Source organism: Synechococcus sp. CS-197 (assembly GCF_025128215.1).
Taxonomy (GTDB): Bacteria; Cyanobacteriota; Cyanobacteriia; order PCC-6307; family Cyanobiaceae; genus Synechococcus_C.
Genome location: NZ_JAHLZC010000014.1, coordinates 88,263 through 108,225, shown reverse-complemented (window position 1 = coordinate 108,225; position 19,963 = coordinate 88,263). Strand labels below are relative to the sequence as shown.

The 19,963-nt window shown below is 56.0% G+C and carries 13 protein-coding genes and 1 pseudogene; 7 read left to right on the top strand and 7 right to left on the bottom strand.

Going from position 1 to position 19,963, the window contains the following annotated elements; genetic code table 11:
* The 7 genes from KQ296_RS05435 to KQ296_RS05405 form a co-directional block, all read right to left on the bottom strand.
* Positions 1–1,814: calcium-binding protein (locus KQ296_RS05435; RefSeq protein ID WP_259726393.1), on the bottom strand; the 1,814-nt coding region annotated here is incomplete at its 3' end.
* Positions 1,815–3,217: 1,403 nt separating this feature from the next.
* Entirely contained in the window at positions 3,218–4,435 is a 1,218-nt protein-coding gene (locus KQ296_RS05430) for a glycosyltransferase (RefSeq protein ID WP_011932055.1), read from the bottom strand.
* 18 nt (positions 4,436–4,453) lie between these two features.
* Positions 4,454–5,377: a hypothetical protein gene (locus tag KQ296_RS05425; RefSeq protein ID WP_259726392.1), complete on the bottom strand. Its 924-nt coding sequence runs from the start codon at positions 5,375–5,377 to the stop codon at positions 4,454–4,456.
* A gap of 43 nt (positions 5,378–5,420) precedes the next feature.
* Positions 5,421–5,651, bottom strand: a complete 231-nt coding sequence (locus KQ296_RS05420; RefSeq protein WP_041428319.1) for a hypothetical protein — start codon at positions 5,649–5,651, stop codon at positions 5,421–5,423.
* A 10-nt stretch (positions 5,652–5,661) separates the two neighbouring features.
* The gene (locus KQ296_RS05415; RefSeq protein WP_259726391.1) at positions 5,662–6,864 is read right to left on the bottom strand and encodes a glycosyltransferase; all 1,203 of its coding nucleotides are present in this window, start codon (positions 6,862–6,864) and stop codon (positions 5,662–5,664) included.
* Positions 6,865–6,875: 11 nt separating this feature from the next.
* Positions 6,876–7,814 (bottom strand): exostosin family protein, encoded by a 939-nt coding sequence (locus KQ296_RS05410; protein ID WP_011932052.1) that lies wholly within the window; start codon positions 7,812–7,814, stop codon positions 6,876–6,878.
* The gene (locus KQ296_RS05405; protein ID WP_259726390.1) at positions 7,807–8,787 is read right to left on the bottom strand and encodes a hypothetical protein; all 981 of its coding nucleotides are present in this window, start codon (positions 8,785–8,787) and stop codon (positions 7,807–7,809) included. Before KQ296_RS05405 ends, KQ296_RS05410 begins: the two co-directional genes overlap by 8 nt.
* Here KQ296_RS05405 and KQ296_RS05400 point away from each other — a divergent pair.
* The 7 genes and pseudogenes from KQ296_RS05400 (at position 8,746) to KQ296_RS05370 (ending at position 19,917) form a co-directional block, all read left to right on the top strand.
* Positions 8,746–9,963 (top strand): glycosyltransferase family 9 protein, encoded by a 1,218-nt coding sequence (locus tag KQ296_RS05400; RefSeq protein WP_011932050.1) that lies wholly within the window; start codon positions 8,746–8,748, stop codon positions 9,961–9,963. The genes KQ296_RS05405 and KQ296_RS05400 overlap by 42 nt on opposite strands.
* Positions 9,960–11,186 carry a glycosyltransferase family 4 protein gene (locus tag KQ296_RS05395; protein ID WP_011932049.1) on the top strand — a complete coding sequence of 409 codons (1,227 nt, stop codon included), beginning with the start codon at positions 9,960–9,962 and terminating at the stop codon, positions 11,184–11,186. Before KQ296_RS05400 ends, KQ296_RS05395 begins: the two co-directional genes overlap by 4 nt.
* 33 nt (positions 11,187–11,219) lie before the next feature.
* A complete protein-coding gene (gene gmd, locus KQ296_RS05390) occupies positions 11,220–12,311 on the top strand; it encodes a GDP-mannose 4,6-dehydratase (RefSeq protein WP_011932048.1) in 1,092 nt (363 codons plus the stop codon).
* 4 nt (positions 12,312–12,315) lie between these two features.
* Positions 12,316–13,347 carry a GDP-L-fucose synthase gene (locus tag KQ296_RS05385; RefSeq protein ID WP_011932047.1) on the top strand — a complete coding sequence of 344 codons (1,032 nt, stop codon included), beginning with the start codon at positions 12,316–12,318 and terminating at the stop codon, positions 13,345–13,347.
* Between the two features lie 109 nt (positions 13,348–13,456).
* A pseudogene (locus KQ296_RS12725) lies at positions 13,457–13,594 on the top strand (methyltransferase domain-containing protein); the annotation flags it as partial.
* A 63-nt stretch (positions 13,595–13,657) separates the two neighbouring features.
* The gene (locus KQ296_RS05380) at positions 13,658–13,993 is read left to right on the top strand and encodes a hypothetical protein (protein ID WP_011932046.1); all 336 of its coding nucleotides are present in this window, start codon (positions 13,658–13,660) and stop codon (positions 13,991–13,993) included.
* A 356-nt stretch (positions 13,994–14,349) separates the two neighbouring features.
* Complete coding sequence (locus KQ296_RS05370) at positions 14,350–19,917, top strand: choice-of-anchor I domain-containing protein (protein ID WP_083833621.1); 5,568 nt, start codon at positions 14,350–14,352, stop codon at positions 19,915–19,917.
* Positions 19,918–19,963: the final 46 nt, after the last annotated feature.

Here is a 19,963-nt window from a genome sequence, read left to right as displayed (position 1 = left end):
GTATCGCTGGAGGTAATGGAGCTACTGGACATGACTCCAAAGACACCCAGGACGTCGAAGCCGTCACCAAGGGCGATGGTGCTCTCATCAAGGGAACCGACGTTGATGAGGTCGGTACCAGAACCACCCGTGATCGTTGAATCGGTGACTACACCAGTGATGGTCACGAAGCTGGATCCACCGAAGGTGATTTCGGTGGAAGAAACACCACCTGTTACCGCCAGGGTGTCTCCACCTGTACCAAAGGTGAGGGTGCTGTCATCGAAGGACGTTGCGCCCACCGAGTCGTCACCAGCTCCAGCAGAGATGGTGGTATCAGTGACAACCCCAACAGCGAAGATGTCATCACCAGCTCCGGCAGTAACGGAAGCACTGACAACGTTGCCACCGATCGTGAGGTAATTGTCGCCCTCGCCAAGGGTGATGACAGAGGTCAGAGGTGTGGTGGTAAGGCCACTGGTGGCACCCGCGTTGACCACATCTCCAGCGATGCCGAGGGTGTCGCTGCCCTCACCAACATCGATCGTGGAGCCACTGAAGCTTGCAGCGAAGCCAACTGAATCAGCGCCTTCCCCGGTTTGGAAGTCAGAGACAATCGCATCACCGGTGACCAGGACGATGTCAGTACCGCTACCTGTTGACAACACAATGTCGACGGCGGTTCCACCCAGCTGAACACTGTCATCACCTGCTCCTGCCAGGAGGATGCTGCTGGTGATGCTGCCGCCGATAGTCACCCAGTTGTTGCCGTCACCGACAAGGAGCGTGGCGCTAGTGACGTTGCCGCCAATGTCCAGGGTGTCGTCGTTGCTTCCGAGAGTGAAGGAGGAAGAAATAACGCCTTGATCAACATCAAGAACGTTGATGCCGTTGCCGAGATTGATCGTCGAATTCGTAACACCAGTCTGGGCATAGAGGCGATCGTCTCCATCACCAGCGGTGATCGTGGAGGAGCTGATGGCACCATCAACCGAAACAAAGTTGTTACCAGCATCCAGTGTTGCGGAGCTCTCAGAGAAAGCGCCACCAACCAGCACAGAATCACTACCGGTGCCGCCGGTAATCGTGCTGCTCAGCAGATCACCGGTAGAGGACACTGAATTGTCACCTTCACCAGTGGTGATCAAGCTGGAAGTGACATTGGCAAACACGATGGAATCGTCACCAATTCCGCCATCAATCGTGCTGCGATCAGTCTCACCAAGGCTAAAGGTGTCATCACCTTCACCGCCGGAGAAAGTTGAGGTGACATTAGATCCCGAGGAGATCGAATCATTGCCATCGTCTCCGTTGATGGTCGAACCACCGACGCGACCACCAACAGCAATGGTGTCGTTACCAGCTAAACCGTTGATCTCAGATTTGGTGACGTTATTAAGAACGTTGATGTCGTCGTTGCCAGCGCTGCCGTTCAGGGTCGAACTGGTTAGACCACCAAGAATGATTTCTTCTCCGCCAATGATCGTGGAGTTGTTGACATTACCGGTGATGCTGATCGTGTCATCACCATCGCCTGCATCAACCAAAGAATTGGTGATCGAAGCCTGAATGGAAATCAGATCATCACCCGTGCCAGTGGTGAGATCAGCATTTCCGCCGTAGATGCTGGATGAATTGATAACCCCATTGGAGCCGCCAACAAACAGTGTGTCGTTGCCGAGATCACCAGAAATAACAGAATTACGGATTTCGTAGGCTGACGTACCGTTTCCGATTGAAACGGAATCATCTTGTTTACCGCCTTCGGCTGAGCTGCGAGAGAACAGAGGCGTCTGAATGTCGATCGTGTCGGCACCACCGTTACCGCGGAACAACGAATTTGAATCGTTGCCGAAGCAGCTACGGAGATGAAATCAGCACCATCATTTGTCGTATCTTCAAAGCTGCCGCCGAAGATCGAACTGGACTGAATGTTGGTCGCAGAGACATCGATAGTATCGCTGCCTCGGTCACCAAACACTTGAGAAACCGTGATGGTGTCGGCTTCAACTGTTATGTCATCTTCATCCTTACCACCGCGGATGGTGGAATTGTCCAGAAGGCTTGTAACGACTGCAATGGTGTCATTGCCACCATTGCCTTGAACATAATTTCCGGTGATTCTGTTGCCAGATTGAATGGCGATCAAATCACCTTGGTCGTCTGTGGTGTCATCAGGACTGCCACCCCAGATGCTGCCGCCAATAATGTCGCGACCAGCAGAAACCGCAATGAAGTCAGCGTTGGCATCGCCATAGACGGTACTGCCGACCAGGTCGAAACGAGCTCCGACCTCAATGGTGTCGTTATTCTTGCCACCGCGAATCTCAGAATCGCGGATGTTGAGTGCAGCGGAACCACTAGACGTATTCAGATCCCCAACACGAATTGAGTCTTCGCCAGCGTTGCCGTTGATTACAAGTCTCTCGACCTCAACGTTGATTGCTTCATTCGTGCCTGCATAGCCCTCGACAACAATCGAGTCGTCTCCATCATTGGGTCCGTTCACAGCGTCAGCACCACGAATCGTGGTATCGACAACCTGATTGGCCTGAAGAACGATGGTGTCTTCAGCAAGACCACCTTCAAACAAGCCACCAGAAATCGAGCTGCTGATTCTGTCGCCGTTGATGGTGATGCCGTATCCCCAACGGATGGTGTCGGTTCCTTCGCCACCACGAAGAGTCGAGAGCTCAATATTGGTCCAACCCTGGATTGTGTCGACGCCTGCGCCAGCATCAATCAGAGTGTTTGTAGCTCCTAAGAAAACACTCGGACCACGGCCTGGAAGCGTGAGGTCGATTGAATCATCGCCGCTGGGATTTGCAACCGATCCTCCCTCGAGTGCATTGGGGAAGCCATCCCCGTAAATTTCTGCGCCGTTCAGCGAGAAAGCAAAGCCTGGGAGGTCGCTTTGACCAAAAATCGTCAGCGTGTCATTGCCAAGGCCAAGCACGACTCGGTCATCACCGTCTACGCCTGCGACGAAATCGTCAGCGTTGTAGACGAGGATCGAATCGGACTGGCCTCTGACTGCAGAAATCAGATCTTGAAGGTCTGTGCCTTCAACGCGGTTGTAACTAGAGGTCATCGCAAGGGAAGAACAGGTGTGGGAACGGGGTTTGGCCGATCCGCTCCCACACGGGGGCGGCGGGTTACAGACACGAAGATCTGTATACATTGGCGAACCTAGTCGGCACGATCGCCGTAGTCAACATGGCCAGAAGCGGAGCTGTACCTAGGTCCTAAGCTCCTCACCAAACAAAGCAAGCCAGGATTGGATACCGATTGATGCTTTAAAGTCACAAGCCTTTTTAGAGGCCGCTCTGGACAGGCGAGCGCGCAAGTCTGGTTGGTCCAATAAGCGTTCAACGGCATTGGCCTGGGCCATTGGATCGAAGAAATCCACCAGCAACGCCGAGCGATCGTGCTCTAACACTTCCAGAACAGGAGGCGTCGCACTCGACACCAAAGCGCATCCAGCGGCCATCGCCTCCAGCAAGCTCCAACTCAGGACAAAAGGCACGGTGAGGTAAAGGTGCACCGAGCTGTGGGCAAGCACCTGGTGGTATTCAGCATCTTGCAACATGCCCATCCAATGGGTGCGCGATGGATCCAGGGTGAGCTCATCCCTTGCCCACTCACCCCAACCCCGCCCGTCTTGGCGCTTGGCGCCATAGGCGACACCATCATGACCAACAATCAAAGCATGCAATCCCGGGCGACGGCGCTGAAGTTCAGCAATGGCTTGCATGGCCTGGGGGAAACCTCGATATTCCTCGAACCCACGGCTGACATAAGTCACGATTTCCAGATCGGGATCTGCAGGTAGGCAAGCCGGTCGAATGGGTGGTGATTGGCGCAGGGCCTGCATGCCATCCACGTCAATCCCTTCATGGATCACCCGAAGGTGCGAGCGCAAATGCTTCGGGAACTGATCGCGCTGCCATCGGGTCGGAGTCACCGCAAAATCACATGCGGCAAGCTCGAGGAGGAGATGAGCATTCCAGGTGCGCAACCTCAGCGCACGATCGGGATCGACCGGGCCACGCTTGAGAAAATCAACATCGGCGCCGCAGGCGTTGTAGTACCACTCGAACAAACCGATCCGACGTGCATTCGGAAACACATCACTGAGATACAAGCCGTTGCCGAAGCCAACATGGTTAATGATCCATTCAGGAGCCCAACCTTCCTGCACGAGAGGCTGAAGAGACCGGTACGTCGCCTGACCTTGCAGAACCGCTGCTTCAAAACGGCGAAGATAGGGATGGATGGCCGCACCGCCCCCAGCACGATGGGGTTCAAACGGCAAAAGACGCACGCCATCCAGCTCAGGAGCATGCCACTCTTTGCTACGGCAGAGGAACACCACCTCATGTCCCTGCTCGATCAAAGCTGGAATCAGGCGGCGAAACTGAGCTGGATAGTTGTTGTGAGAAAAAAGAATGCGCAAGGAGAGTGAACCGATTCCTCAAACACTTGTTGGCTGGGCTTGTTCAAACACCTGGCGATAAGACTCCAGCAACCAACTTGGCAATTTCTGCTCAGGAGCCTCCACTCGCATGCCACCCGGCATGAAATACATCATCACGATCAGAAATGCATTGAGAGCTGTCGGTGACCCAAAGCCACCTCCGGACGGACTTAGTTGATGGGTCGCTGCCTCTTTGATCTCCTGATCGGCCTGTCCGAGCCCTTCCTTCTGGATCCCGGAACGCACCAGTGCCCAGTAACGATCCCCAAACTCTGTCGACCAAATCCGTTCAAGATCGGATGCGGGAGCGGCTTGGATGAGTTCAGCCAACGCGCGACGCATCTCAACAAGCTCCTGGGTGATCTCTTGATCCTCGGGATCGATGTAGTAGAGATTGGAGAGACCAAGCAACCGATTTAGCTGGATGCGGTTCCCTACCAACTCGGCGAGGCTGGTGGGGAATGCTCCGAAATCTGGGCGTGGCAAGGAGTCCAACGGTGGCTGTTGTTGAACAGATTCAGGACCACCCAGGACCGTCATGGTCTGTTGGTTGTTGTCGTAAAGGCTCTTAAAAGCTTCCACCAACCAAGGAGGGAGCTGCTGCTCTGGATTGGCGATCTTCAACAATCCAGGAGGCGAGAGCAGAAATAGGGCTACAAGCAGTTGATGGGCAAGGGGCTGGGTGAGGCCCAGGGAGCCAATGCGCTGATTCAGCGCATTGCGCAGGTTCACCTGTTGAGGGGTGAACTCAAACGATGGTGAGAGTTGATTCACCAACTGACGGGTGATTTCACCGAAACCGCCCGACCACAGAGCCTGAATCTGGTCCATCGGTGCAGCCAGCCAGAAGCGAATCACAGCATCACGGGAATCGCTGGAGCCGGCTTGCGAGAGGGTCCAACCTTGTGCGGGGATGTCCAAATCAGGCTTGAAGAGCACTACGTTCACTTTACGCGCGAAGATTTCAGCGATGAAACTCTTCTCGAGCAAGCCAAAGGCTGAGCAGGCCCAGCAGCGAGCCCATCAGCAACGGAGCCAGCAAGACCTGAGCAATCCATCCCTCCCCTAGCAGCAACAACCACACGATCGAGGCAACGTAAGGAAGGGCACAGAGTGATGGCAGGAACCATCGCCGCCAACGGCTACGAATCAAACCATGACGCAAACGACGCCAGGGCGACAGACGCAAAATCATCGACGCAGAGTTATCGGCATTTCACAGCCTCCTCGATCACACGCAAAATTTGAGGCAGCGTAACGGACTGATCCCAGCTAAGTGCTTCCTTACGGGCTGCCTCGCCAAGATTACGCCTGAGGTCTGGAGCATTTAGCAGGGCAATCACCCTGCGCGCCAAAAGCTCAACATCCCCCATGGGCACCAGCAAACCCTGCACACCATCCTCAATCACCTCTGCCACGGGCATCCCGCGGCTGCCAACAATGCAGCATCCACAGGCCATCGCCTCCAACAGGCTCCAACCCATCACGAAGGGATAGCTCAGATACACATGCACCCAGCTGGCCTGGAGCAAGGCCATCAACTGAGGGTGAGGGATCCTCCCCAAGAAATGGATGCGGCTTAGATCCAACTCTCCCTGCAGCTCTCGCAGCATCACCTGGCGTAAGGGTTCACCACCAGGAGATCCGCCGGCATATCCGGACTCGTTATCTCCCACAATCAAAATGCGCACTTGTGAATGGGCTCGCTGAATCATGGGAAGAGCGCGCATGAACATGTCAAACCCGCGCAAGCGTTCAAGGTTGCGATTCACGAATGTGATCGTGGGCACACTGCGGTCAATTGAACAATCGCGAACGCTGTAACGAACCAAGGGGTTGGGGCAAGCGACTGACGCATCGATGCCCTCATGCACAACGTGCAAGCGGGACCCTTGGAACTCAGAGGGAAAACTGTTGGCTTGGTGACGGGTGGGGAGAACCCAAGCCTGAGCTTCAGCAAGCGCAACACGTGTGAGCGCATGCCGTCCCAGTTGTTCCAGCTTCTGGGGCAGTCCTGGATCGGTTCCATGGCCGCCATGCTCGGGACGCACCCAGAGCTCAGGCCAGATCACTTGCGGCACATCCGGAAGCAACTCTGAGATGCCAAGGGTTTCTCCCCAGCCACTATGGGCGAGCACCGCATCAGGCTGCCAACCCTTGGCCAGCAAAGCGGCCACAGCATGAGTCACCGATTCTGCGCGCTGCAAAGCCTCCAGCCACATGCTGCCTCCGAAATGCTGAAGACCCTTTACTTTTGAAGGCGGGGTGTAGCGCAGCAGCTGGATCGGCATTGGAGCCGGCCGTTGGTGGGAGCAGATCGCCGCCAAGTCATGGCCTTGCTTGAGTAAATAAGGAGCCAGCTGACGGAATTGTCCCGGAAAATTCTGATGGATCAGGAGCAGGCGCACCGCAGAAGAGATCAGAAGGATTCGTGGATCAAAGTGTGGCGCATCGCACGGGCTAGGCCGTGGCGACGCTGCTGCCACCAGCTGGCAATGGCCACTTGGGTGGCATCAAGCGCATCGGATTTGGCTAGCAGCCCCCTCACCCAGAGCAAGGCATCCGGCCAGCTGTTGAAAACCGGGAACGGAGCCTGCGTTCCCAGCAAGTCAATCGCCATCTGTCGTTGATCCACCACCACAGGAATGCACCCAGCCTGAAGGCTTTCGTGCAGGCGAAACGTGTCGAGATGGCGATCACCCTCAGGGCAGAGAGCGAAAGAACTCTGCAGGAGCACTTCGGTGTAAGCCTCCACAGGCAAGCCCTGTCCGAAACGCCTTCCGCCGTAATAGAAGCCCTGAGGCAAGGCATGAAGAAACAGGGAGGCAGCCAGGGTTCGTGATCCACTCGACCACAGGGTTCCCATAAACGCCCAGGGGTAGGAACGCTTGGACGCACGGAGGTGGGAGCGCTGCTCGATGGAGGGCTTGAGCAATTCAGCACGCGGCCCAATGGGGAACACACTGACGTTGCCGTGATGTTGAAGGCGCGGATGGGAAAAATTGCGCCAGATCACCGTGCCTTTAGGCAGCAAGGGGTACAGCCCATCACCGTCGATCCCCTCCTCATCGCTGAGATGTATCAAACCAATGGGACCACGCGTCGAGAGAAGCTGTAAACGGGCGTGCCTTTGCTGTTGGAGGGCTGCCAGTCGTTCGGGAGCTGGAGATCGCTCGAGGTGGAGCAACCCTGATTCCACCAAGACCTGCGATCGTCCAGGCACCTGATCAGGAAGCAAATCCCGATCCCAGGCAACCACCTGCTCCGCAGGGTCCAACAAGCTCGTGATCCAGGCCCGCTCGATCTGTCGGCCCGGATCGCAACCCCAAATCAGACGACAGGGCAGCGGATCAGCCATTAACGATCCCTCCCGACTGCTGGGACGTGGCCGTGGCCATCAAGCCCAGAAAACTCGTTCCCCAATGCTGCGCCTCTAACCACATCGCCTGAGAAAAGGAAGGCTTGTAGAGCCGAAACGTTTTCAACAATCCAAGGGTCGCCGCACTCTCCAAGGGAGTGATGAAAGAGCAATCGCGATCTAACCACCAGGACTGGTGTGACCAGTACTCCAGCTGCTGTTTCGTCAGGATGAAGCACCCAGCATGGGGGTTGCGCGGAGACTCCAATACCACCGATCCAAACCCGGCATCGGCGATCGAGAGCGGCGGGGCCGGCTCTGGTATCCAGGTCAGGCGATCAGCTTCAGGAATCTCGCCGTCGATGTAGAGCTTGTTGATGTGCCACGGGATCGCGTTCGTTTCATACCGCTGAGGAAGAAGCACGCAATGCTCACCTGCTTGATCAACAAACCCCTTGATCTTCTGGAAAAAGCAGGGGTCATGGATGATCAAATCATCTTCGACATAGGCATAGAGGTCGTAGGCATGGTGTAGCTGCTCTGCTAGGTGACGATGCGCTTCGAAACCGAGCTGCAGCGGATGATCAGGGCTCGCAACAATGTGCTCCAATCTCAAGCGCGTCTGAGAATCGAGCTGCTCGATCACGTGATGACGGCCATCCGTAATGAGGTGAAGGTCTAATTCCAGCGGCTGATCGAGATTGGCCGGGTACGCCGCCTGATCTTGAAAATTGAGGTGCTTTTGCTGACCTCCAAGACGACACAACGCGAGAATTTGTTGTTGAAGAGCGGCAACCCGAGGTGCTGCATTCGGGCGCAAGGATTGATGCCTGCCGCCACCTGCAGGATTCCAATGATGGACAATGGCGACAAGAACCCTCATTCCCCATTCAGAGTGCTGGTCAAACCTAGTCTTTGACGCATTCGAGGCATGGCCATGCAGAGCTTCGACGCAGCGGCGGCTCCCATGCACGCGGCCAAGCCCTTACTCGATAGGAATCCCATTCGGGCACAGCGCCTGATCGGCAGCACCATCGTGCAGCGCCCCGATCTCTGTGAGGCCTATTTCAACCTGGGGCTTGCCTTCCATCAACAAGGGAGATTACCGGCGGCGATCCGCTCCTATAGAAGAGCCTTAACCTGCTGTGCTGATTGCCAGCTTGAGGGTCTGGTCGCTCGGTCTGCAAGGCGCAATCTGGCCCAAGATCTGCTCTTGCACGGCGCGTTTCGTGAAGGTTGGGCGCTGTATGAGGAGCGACTCGATCGGCAGAACCATGACTTTTTTCACAACCTTTTTGGCCGCCCATGGCAAGGAATTTGGGATGAGCGCCCCCTCTCCCGCCTGCTCCTCGTCGCTGAACAAGGCCTAGGCGACACCTTGATGTTCTGCCGCCTTGGAATCCAGCTGCAGATCGACCTGAACGTGCCCGTCACGCTGTTTTGTCAGAAACCCCTTGTGGCCCTCCTCCAACAAGGCACTGCGTTAGACACCGTCACCGCATCGGTGAACCATGACCCATCTCACGATGCCAGCGTGCGCTGGTGCCCGCTGATGAGCGTGCCGCTGCGGGTTCATCTGCAACCGTCGACCTTGACGCGACAGGCTCCCTACTTAACCCTGCCCACCAACGCGATTCAACGTTGGCAGAAGTTACTGGGCCGGAACCCTGAGAAGCAGCTGATTGCCCTGCACTGGCAGGGCAATCCACGCCATGAAGGATCGCTCTACTCTCAAGGCCGCTCCATACCGTTTTCTGAACTTCAAGCTCTTGGAACACTGTCGGGGGTGGAATTTGTCAGCATCCAGAAAGGGGCTGGCAGCGAACAGCTGCGGCTGGATGGCCCCCTGCGTTTTGTGGAGGGTCAAGCAGCTGTCAGTGCCAGCATGGATTTCATTGACACCGCTGCAGTGCTGGCCAACTGCGATCTGCTAATCAGCGCTGACAGTGGAGTGGTGCATCTTGCTGGCGCTTTAGGTCTACCTGCCTGGGTTGCCCTGCGCCACGTGCCGGAATGGCGCTGGGGCCTCCATGGAGAACGATCACCCTGGTACCCAAGCCTGCGCCTCTTCCGCCAACCCAGTCACGGCGACTGGAACTCGGTGATGGAAGCCCTTCTGAACGCCTGGCAGCAGAAGGTGCTGCCGTGAAACTGCTGGCACTGACCAATCTCTACCCGCCGCAGGAGCTGGGGGGCTACGGCCGCTCGATTGCCGATTTCGTTTGGGGGCTCAAGCAGCGCGGTCACGATCTGAGCGTGCTGTGCAGCGACGCTCCGCATCTGGGGCCCAGCGACACCCAGGGCCCCTCCGGTGAACGGGTGGATCGTGGCCTGCTGCTCAAAGGCAGTTACGAAGGTGGCGTGCGTCCACTGCAAGATTCAGAGCGTTGCCGAAGGATCGATCGACACAACGCCGAAGCGATCCAGAAAATCTGGCAGCAACGGGGGCCCTTCGATGGCGTGCTGGTGGGCAACATCGATCTGCTGGGCGTGGAGGTGCTCGGCTCCCTGCTCGCCCACCAGGTAGCGGTGCTCCATCACATCGGCTTCGTCAACCCACCCTTCCATCCGCAGCACTTGCCGCGTTCCAGCGATTACAGGCTGGTGGCAGCCAGCGCAGCAGTGGCCCAAGCACTCAGCTCTGCAGGCTTCCAGGGATCGGCCAGTGGGAGCCTGCCCGTGGTCTACCCAGGTGTGCGCTGCGAGCTGTTCGGACCCGCGGTCACCGGGCGGCCACTTCCAGCACCCCTGAATGGGGACCGCCTGCTCATGCCGCTCGGCAGCCAGCGACACCCGCTCAAGGTGTGTTTTGCCGGGCTGATGATGGGCAGCAAAGGGGCCCACACCCTGGTGCAAGCGTTGGTGACACTGAATCAAAAGGGGTTGCACGTGGAAGGGCACCTGGCTGGAGGCGATTTTCAGGCCGGTTACCAGCAGCAGCTGAAGGCTCTGCTGTCGCAGCACGGGCTCGACGCCGTGCGCTTCACCGGCCAGCTGCAACGCCGCAGTCTGTCTCGCTTCTATGGGCTGCACCACGTCTGCGTCTTCCCCTCGATTCATCCGGAGGCCTTCGGAATCGTGGGCGCCGAGGCGATGGCCAGCGGCCTGGCCCTGGTGAGCAGCGGCGTGGGTGGTGCCGCAGAACTGTTTGTGGATCAGGTGAGCGGATTGCGCTTCCAAGCAGGGAATGCAGACGATCTCGCCAGTCGCCTCGAAGAGCTGTGCCACGATCCCAGTCGGCTGGTGACGTTGGCTCAGGCCGGAGCGTGCAGAGCGCGAGAGCAGCTCAGCGTGCGCGAATCGGCGCGCCGACTGGAGGCCTTGTTCCAGCCATCGTCAGCACCAACACAAGACGCGTTGCAACAGTTCTGATCTGAGAAGATGACCTCCATTGGGCCAGGGACTATGGGGCGTAGCGCACTGATCACCGGCATCACGGGCCAAGACGGCAGCTATCTGGCAGAGCTGCTGCTGGAGAAGGGCTATGTCGTGCATGGCATCAAGCGACGGGCCAGCAGTTTCAACACCAGCCGGATCGATCACCTGTATCAAGACCCCCATGAGCTTGATCCGCGGCTCGTGCTGCACTACGGCGATCTCACCGACAGCTCCAACCTGATCCGGATCATTCAGGACGTGCAGCCGGACGAGATTTACAACCTCGGCGCCCAGAGTCATGTGGCGGTGAGCTTCGAGTCGCCCGAATACACAGCCAACTGCGATGCCCTCGGAACCCTGCGCATCCTGGAAGCCGTGCGGCTTCTGGGGCTCACTGAACGCACCCGCATCTACCAGGCCAGCACCAGTGAGCTTTATGGATTGGTGCAGGAGACTCCCCAACGGGAGACCACTCCCTTTTATCCACGCAGCCCTTACGGCGTCGCCAAGCTCTACGGCTACTGGATCACGGTGAATTACCGCGAGGCCTACGGCATGTACGCCTGCAACGGCATCCTCTTCAATCACGAAAGTCCGCGGCGAGGGGAAACCTTCGTAACCCGCAAAATCACCCGCGGCCTGGCTCGGATTGATGCGAGCCTCGACGACTGCCTGTTCATGGGCAACCTCGATTCTCTGCGGGACTGGGGTCATGCCCGCGACTACGTGGAGATGCAATGGCGGATGCTGCAGCAAGAAGCCCCAGATGATTTTGTGATAGCGACCGGGCGGCAGGAAAGTGTGCGTCGCTTCATCGAGTTGAGTGCTGTAGCACTCGGCTGGGGTTCCATCGTTTGGGAGGGCAGCGGTCTAGAGGAGCAGGGGCGACGGGCTGATACCGGCGAGGTGGTGGTGCGCATCGACCCGCGCTACTACCGGCCTGCTGAAGTGGACACCCTGCTCGGAGACCCGAGCCGAGCCCACGAGAAGCTGGGTTGGAGGCCGACCACCACGCTCGAGGAGCTGGTACAGGAGATGGTGGAGCACGATCAGAACGAGGCTCGCAAAGAGGCTTACCTCACACGCAAGGGGTTCCAGGTGGTGGGTGCACACGAGTGAGCCGATGGCAACCACGACTCTGATTAAGCCCTGCGATCGCTTCTTCGTGGCCGGCGGCCGTGGCATGGCGGGCAGCGCCATCGTTCGCGCCCTGCGGCGCGCCGGATACGGAAATCCGAATCAGGGGGGTGCCCTCCTGACGCCGGCTCGCCTGGAGCTGGATCTACTCGATGATTCTGCAGTGCGCGACTGGATGGAAGCCCAGCGCCCGGATGTGGTGGTGCTGGCGGCAGCGACCGTCGGGGGGATCGAAGCCAACCGCAGTCGCCCAGCGGATTTCCTGCTGCAGAACCTGCGGATTGAAACCCAGGTGATCGAAGCAGCTTGGCGGTGCGGTGTGCGCCGGCTTCTCTTTCTTGGCAGCAGCTGCATCTACCCAAAATTCGCCGACCAACCGATCCGCGAGGAAGCACTGCTGACCGGAGCACTGGAACCCACCAATGCCTGGTATGCCATTGCCAAGATCGCTGGAATCAAACTGGCTGAAGCGCTGCGCCTACAACACGGCTTCGATGCGATCAGCCTGATGCCCACCAATCTGTATGGGCCCGGCGATAACTACCACCCCACCGGCAGCCATGTGCTGCCTGCCCTGATCCGGCGCTTTCATGAAGCCAAACAGCGGGGAGATGCATCGGTGACTTGCTGGGGCACAGGCACTCCCCTCCGGGAATTCCTGCACGCGGATGACCTCGGCGAGGCCTGCGTCTTTGCCCTAGAGCACTGGTCGACACTCAGCGACGATGCCCCCAGAAATGATGCCGGCGACCCACTCGCGTTCCTCAACGTGGGCACCGGCATCGACCTAAGCATCAAGAAGCTGGCTGAACAGGTGGCCGCTTCAGTGGGATTTGACGGAGCGATCCACTGGGATCACAGCAAACCGGATGGCACTCCGAAAAAACAGCTCGATGTGAGCCGTTTAGCAGCCATGGGATGGCGTGCACAGATTGAATTAGAGGATGGCTTGCCACTTGCATACATGGATTTCAAGCGATGCCTAAACAGCAGTATGTTGCGCGGGATGGAACAATAATTCGCAACGGCAGCCCAGCCATGACGATCAAAATCGACCTTGGGTCAGGTCCAACTTCCAGGCTCGAATGGCTGGATCAACATCGATTTAAAAGCGGGTGCAGATTTAAATCACGATCTTCAGCAACGGCCTACCTTTTGCAGATGGCGAAGTTGATGCATTCTATACATCACACTTCTTAGAGCATCTCACCTATCAACAAATATGCCGCCTCCTTGAAGATTGCCATCGCGCTCTAAGAGCTAAAGGGTCACTATCAATCTGCGTTCCCAACGCACGACGCTTTATCGATGCATACATCGATAAAAAAATGCGAATCGTTACACTTGCCAATGGTAAATCTCTTCAAGCCCCAAACTTCCTCCTATCGCCTGAAGAAGGAATTTACGCAAAAGCGATTATCAACGCTGGAAGTCCCATCGACTGGGTCAACTACATTGCCTACTCCAACTCAGAGCATAATTACTTATTCGACGAAGACAATTTAATCGCCGACATGCAGCAAGCTGGCTTCCAAGATTCTCAGTTGCGCGAGTTTGGCCATGAACTCGATTTCCGGGCCGGACTAAAAGCGTCGATCTATGCAGAAGCCACCAATAGCAGTGGTCAAACTGAGCACCCATCCTCAACTCTCGTTGAGTTTTAGCTAATTCCCCATCCTCTCACCCCCCCCCATCCCCATACCCAGCGCGCGATCGACCGGCCTCACACCAATCCAGGTTCTCCAAATACCAGCGCACTGTTGCTTGCAAGCCCTATTGAAAATCATGGCGAGGTCACCAACCCACCAAGCCGAGCAAGACGCCGAAAATATCGAGCCAAGAAATCAGGAGAGCAGATCATTCAACAACATGCTTTTCCTAGCCAAACGTTAATGCAATCATAAAGATTGATGGCAATGCATTGGGTTTTGTATAAGAAACTACAGAGGGGAAGTGGCGCACAACACTTCACGTCTGCTCTGAGCTGGGGACTATTGGGATAGCGCCAAACTCATGGTCAATGGACAACATCCAACTGCGGTTTCTTGGACGCCTGGAATTGCCAGGGGCTGAAATTTCTGCATACAGCTCCAGCACTTCGACCGCATTTGTGATCGGTGGCAGCTCTCTCTATATTGTCGATCTCAGCAATCCAAGTTCTCCAAGTCTCCGAGATACTATTAATATTGGCGATGACATTCAAAGCGTTGCAATTAACGCGAACGGACTACTTGCACTCGCCGTAGGCAAAGAGGCAAATGTTGGCTCAACTCAAGTCAGCGAAAATATTATCGGCGAAGTTCAATTTTTTGAGTGGGATGGCTCATCCCTGACTTCTGCTGGAGAAGTGAGTGTTGGGGTTCTCCCCGACTCGCTCGCTTTCAATGCCGATGGCACGGTGATCGTTGTTGCCAACGAAGGTGAACCTAACGAGTTTTACACGAAGGACGAAAGCAGCGACCCCGTTGGCAGCATCAGCGTTATCTCAGTCAACTCTGCTGATCCAGGAGCTTCAACGGTTGTCAACCTCGGATTTGATGCCTACGACAGCCAATTGGATCTGTTGCGCGCCCAGGGCATTCGCATTAGCGGCGTTGATTCGGCTGATGGCATTGAGGGCAACCTGGTGAGCCAGGACCTGGAGCCTGAATATGTGTCCATCAGCGGCAATACGGCTTACATCAGCGCCCAGGAAAATAATGCGGTAATTGCTGTTGATATCACGGATCCGGCAGCTCCATCCATTACCAGCATCTTCCCACTTGGGTTCAAAGACTGGGATCGCGGAATTGCAACGACGAGTAACTACGACGTTGCCATCAACTATCCAGGTAGCACCACATCTCAGCCCAACGACCAAACTGGTGGAGCAGCTGGCAGCATCATCGCCGGTGGTCTTTCAGGCCTCTGGTGGGATGGTAGTGAAATTCTGAATGGCAGCAAAACAGATATCTTTTACACCATCAGCGATCGTGGCCCACAAGCCAACGATGTTCCCGACGATGCCGCCAATGGAGCAGGCGAAAAGTTGTTTGACGATCCCGATTATCCAATCACCATCTTCAAGCTGGGATTCGATGGTGACACGGTATCGGAGCTCGACTCCATCACCCTCAAAGTTCCCGATGGCAATGGCGGATTCCGCAATTCCACAGGCATCGGTGCGTTGCCCAATCACGATCTTGCCTTCACACCCGATGGTGAAGGTGACTATGAAGAAGTTCCCCGCGATGCCTTCGGCCTCGACAGCGAATCCGTACTGCGCCTCACGATCGAAGGATTGAACGACGGCAAGCCTGTTTTCGCTGTCTCCGATGAGTATTTCCCCCAGGTTGCAATCTTCGATGCTGAGAGCGGCAACCTGATTCAACGCTATGTACCCGAAGACACCGACTTCTCAGCGGTGACCTACGAAGCAGGTCGCGGAAATGATGACAACTTCACCAGCTACACCATTCCCCCGGTGTATTCCGATCGCCGCAACAATCGCGGTTTTGAAGGTCTGGCTTACAACTCCGACGATGGGCTGCTGTATGCCTTTATCCAAACGCCGATGCGACCGGACGGATACGCAAGCGATGACTCGCTGCGCCGGATCCTGGCACTCGATCCAATCAGCGGTGAGGCCAAAGCCGAATACCTTTTCTTGCAAACCGGTCCTGCCAACCAAGACAAAATCGGCGACGCGGTTTACGACGCAACCCGCGGCACATTCCTGGTCATCGATCGTGATAGTGGAACGGCACTGAACTCCAACAAGTCGGTGCTGGAATTCGACCTGCGCTATGCCACCAATGTTCTAGGAAAGGACTGGCAGGCCGATCTGGGTGTCAACCAGCCTGAAGAGCTTGCGCCAGCCGCGCTAGCAGCAGCTTTGACGAACGCCGATATCAGCACGGTGACCCAGAAGGATCTCTTCAACCTTCCGTCCGTCGGTGCACCAGCCAGCTTCGACAAGCCAGAAGGTTTGGCTTTAACCAGCGACGGCCGTCTGTTCGTTAACTACGACAATGACTTCGTGCGCGCCGATGGTCGCGCTGACAATCAACTCACCGAAATCAAATTCGCTGATCTGATTGTTGATACAACCAACACTGATGATGAATTTGCCCCGGGTTTCCGCCCCTTCTACGGCATGCGGATGGCCGACGGCACCGCTGCGCTGAGCGTGAATGGTGAAACCTTCTTCTTCACCGCCAATGAAGGAGATGGACGGACCCGTCCGGATGATGTGAACTTTGAGCCTGGCCAGTCTTCAACCGGTGCAGATGAATACTTTGTAGAAATTGTGGCCGATGCAACTGGCCGCACTGTGGTGCCTGGATTCGACAGCGGCTTTACCGATGCTGTTGATGGCAATACCTACTTTGTCGTTGAGTCAACAGAAGGCAGCGGCACTGAAATCGAAGCCGGTGAGGAGTACTTCATCACCTTCAAATACGGTATCGGCGCCGATGACGAGTTTTACAACGACGAAACGCGACTGCGCAGCTACGAAGATTTCAGCAATCTTCAAGAAGCAGCTGCAAGCCAGGCTGGCCGAGGCCAACCCATGGGTCGCCTCAAAACTCTCAACACCGAGGTCTATCTCAGTCAAGCGTCCGCCGACGCAGAGGCTCCCGATCAAGTGATTGGTCTTGGTGGCCGTTCCTTCAGCATCTTCGATAGCAACGGAAACGTCGTCTACGACTCCGGCAATCTCACCGAAATGGCTGCCGCAATCACTGGCAGCTATCCCGATGGCCGCTCCGACGACAAGGGAACTGAGCCTGAAACTGTCACTCTTGGAACAATCGATGGACGTACCGTCGCCTTGATCGCTCTTGAGCGGAGCAACAACGTAGCGGTCTTCGACGTTACCGATCCACGCAATGCTCAGTTCCTGCAGATCCTTGATGTGGAAGGTGACTCAGGCCTGGTAAGCCCCGAGGGCATCACCATGGCCGGCGAGAATGTTCTGATCAGTAATGAAGACGAGCCTGGTATTGCCATCTACGGATTGCAACCGGAAGCAGACTTCACATTGCAGCTGCTGCACAGTTCCGACAACGAATCAAACTTCCTGGATATCAACAGCCTTGAAAATAAGGTTGTGAACTATGCTGCTATCACTGATGGACTAGAGGATTTAGCAACCGATCGTGGCTGGGCAAGTCTCCACATAACCGCTGGAGACATCTCCTTGCCTGGATTGTTTTATGAGGCAGGTGAAGAGGCATTCGGTGGAGGAGGCTTGGGAGACATTGCCATTTACAACGCCCTTGGCATCCAAGCGAATGGAATCGGTAATCACGAATTTGATGCAGGAATTGATGACTTCGTCGCGATGGTGCAAGCCTCCGATTATGTACATCTCTCGGCCAATCTCGACTTCAGCAATGTCGCCAACGCACCGTTCGTCAGTTACGAAGACGGTGAAGCGGCTCGTAACATCAACGATTTGGCAGGGCAAATTGCTCCCTCCGCCTTCGTGGAGCTGAATGGCCAGCAGATCGGCCTGATTGGTCGTACTCCCGATGCGTTGTTCTCACTGGTGGAAGACGGGAACCTCGAGGGCCTTGGTTTCGTTGGTGGAACCACAGGCGAAGGGACTGCACGCCTGCCAATTGCAGATCCTCTCAGCTTGGTCCAGAACGAGATTAACCGCCTGAGAGATCAAGGCATCAACAAGATTATTCTCATCGATCACGCCCAGGATTACACCGATCAACCAATCCTCCCGAACGAACTCGATGGTGTTGATATCATCGTGCAAGCCGGCATGACCGGTTACATGTCGGGTGATCTTCCATTCGGTCCGTTTGACCTTCTGCGCCCAGAAGAAGCCGGTGATGCCAACCCGGTGACCGACCCCTACCCGATTGTGACCAATGATTCTCTGGGCAAAACAGTCTTGCTCACGAACACTGAGCAGCTCTGGCGCTATGTGGGCAACCTGGTAGTCGATTTCGACGCGAATGGTGACATCATCAATTACAACGATCTCCTTAGCGGTCCAGTTCCCACCACTGCTGAAGGCATCGCTGCACTGAAGCAGTTTGTGCCTGGATCAGACATTGCACCATCCCAGGATGTTGTGGATGCTTACAACCGTCTGGTTGCAACTGGTGTCATCCAAGACGCCTTCACCAGCTTCGGCACAACTAGCAGTTCACTGAATGGTCTTCGCGCTGATGTGCGCAGCCGTGAAACCAACCTGAGTCGTCTGACCGCTGATTCAACTCTCTGGTATGCCAACCAATACTTGGTGAGTGAAGGTGAAAGCGGCCGTGTCGACATCGCCTTGAAAAATGGTGGCGGTATTCGCGACACCATCAACGGGCCCGATGTTCTCGCCCTCGATATCGCTGCCGCGCTGGCATTCAACAATCGCCAAACCATCCTCGATCTCACTGGTGCTCAATTCCTAGCCGCGGTTGAAAATGGAGTCAGCCGGGTGCCCGCATTGGATGGTCGATTCCCTCATTTCGCTGGTATTGAACTTGAATTCGACATCAATCGTCCTGGAATTTCCGGTCAAAGTTCCTTGAATGGAGCGAGCAGAGTCAATACTCTCATCATCACTCGCGATGATGGAACAACTGTAGATCTAGTTCGCAACTTCGCTGTCAATGAAGCTGCATTGAACGAAACATTCACTCTCGCCACGAATAGTTTCATCGCCGGAGGCGGTGATGGATATCAGGCATTTGCCAATCTCCCTGACACACTCGAAACCGAAATCGGCGAGCAAGAAATCCTGGAAACTTACATTCAAGATGTTCTCAACGGAGCCGTTACTCTCAGCGACGAAGAGGTCATCGCTGATCCGCGCTCTGAAAGTACTTCTCTCCTCGAAAACAGCATCTCCGGCACCGCTGAAAACGACACCCTCTCTGGGGATGGCGCTCACACCGCCATTGAAGGTCTCGATGGAGATGATCGTCTCGATGGTGGTGACGGCAACGATGATCTGCAGGGCAACCGCGGTAACGACGTCCTCACAGGCGGCCTCGGCGCTGATCTCTTCCGTCTCAGCAAAGGCAACGACACCATCACTGATTTCAACAGCAGCGAGGGTGATCGTCTTGGATTCACCACGGGACAGGGCTACATCATCACCCAGAGCGGGGACGGTCTCGTGATTACTCGTCCTGGATTCGGAACGACTACTCTCACAGGCATCTCAGGTGAAGACTTCAACGCCGCTCAATCGCTGATTAACTTTGAAACACAGATCAGCGGCACCGACGGGATTGACCAGCTCACTGGCGACATCGCCCGCGACATCATCGAAGGACTTGATGGTGACGATCTAATCAACGGTGGAGACGGCAACGATGATCTTCAAGGCAACCGCGGCAATGACACCTTGATTGGTGGCCGCGGATCAGACCGCTTCCTCCTCAGCAAGGATAACGATGTGATCCTTGACTTCAGCATCAGCGATGGAGACGTTCTGGTGATGACCCGCGGACAAAATTACGAACTCAACGACCTCGACGGAGGAACTGGGATGGAGTTTGTTCGTGATGGCTTCGGCACCACCACCCTGCTTGGCATCAGCACCTCACAATTTGATGTCAACACCATGTTGGAATTGGCCTGAACCTCTCCCTGCTTGCATTCAAAAGCGGCGCAACACAAAAGCCCGG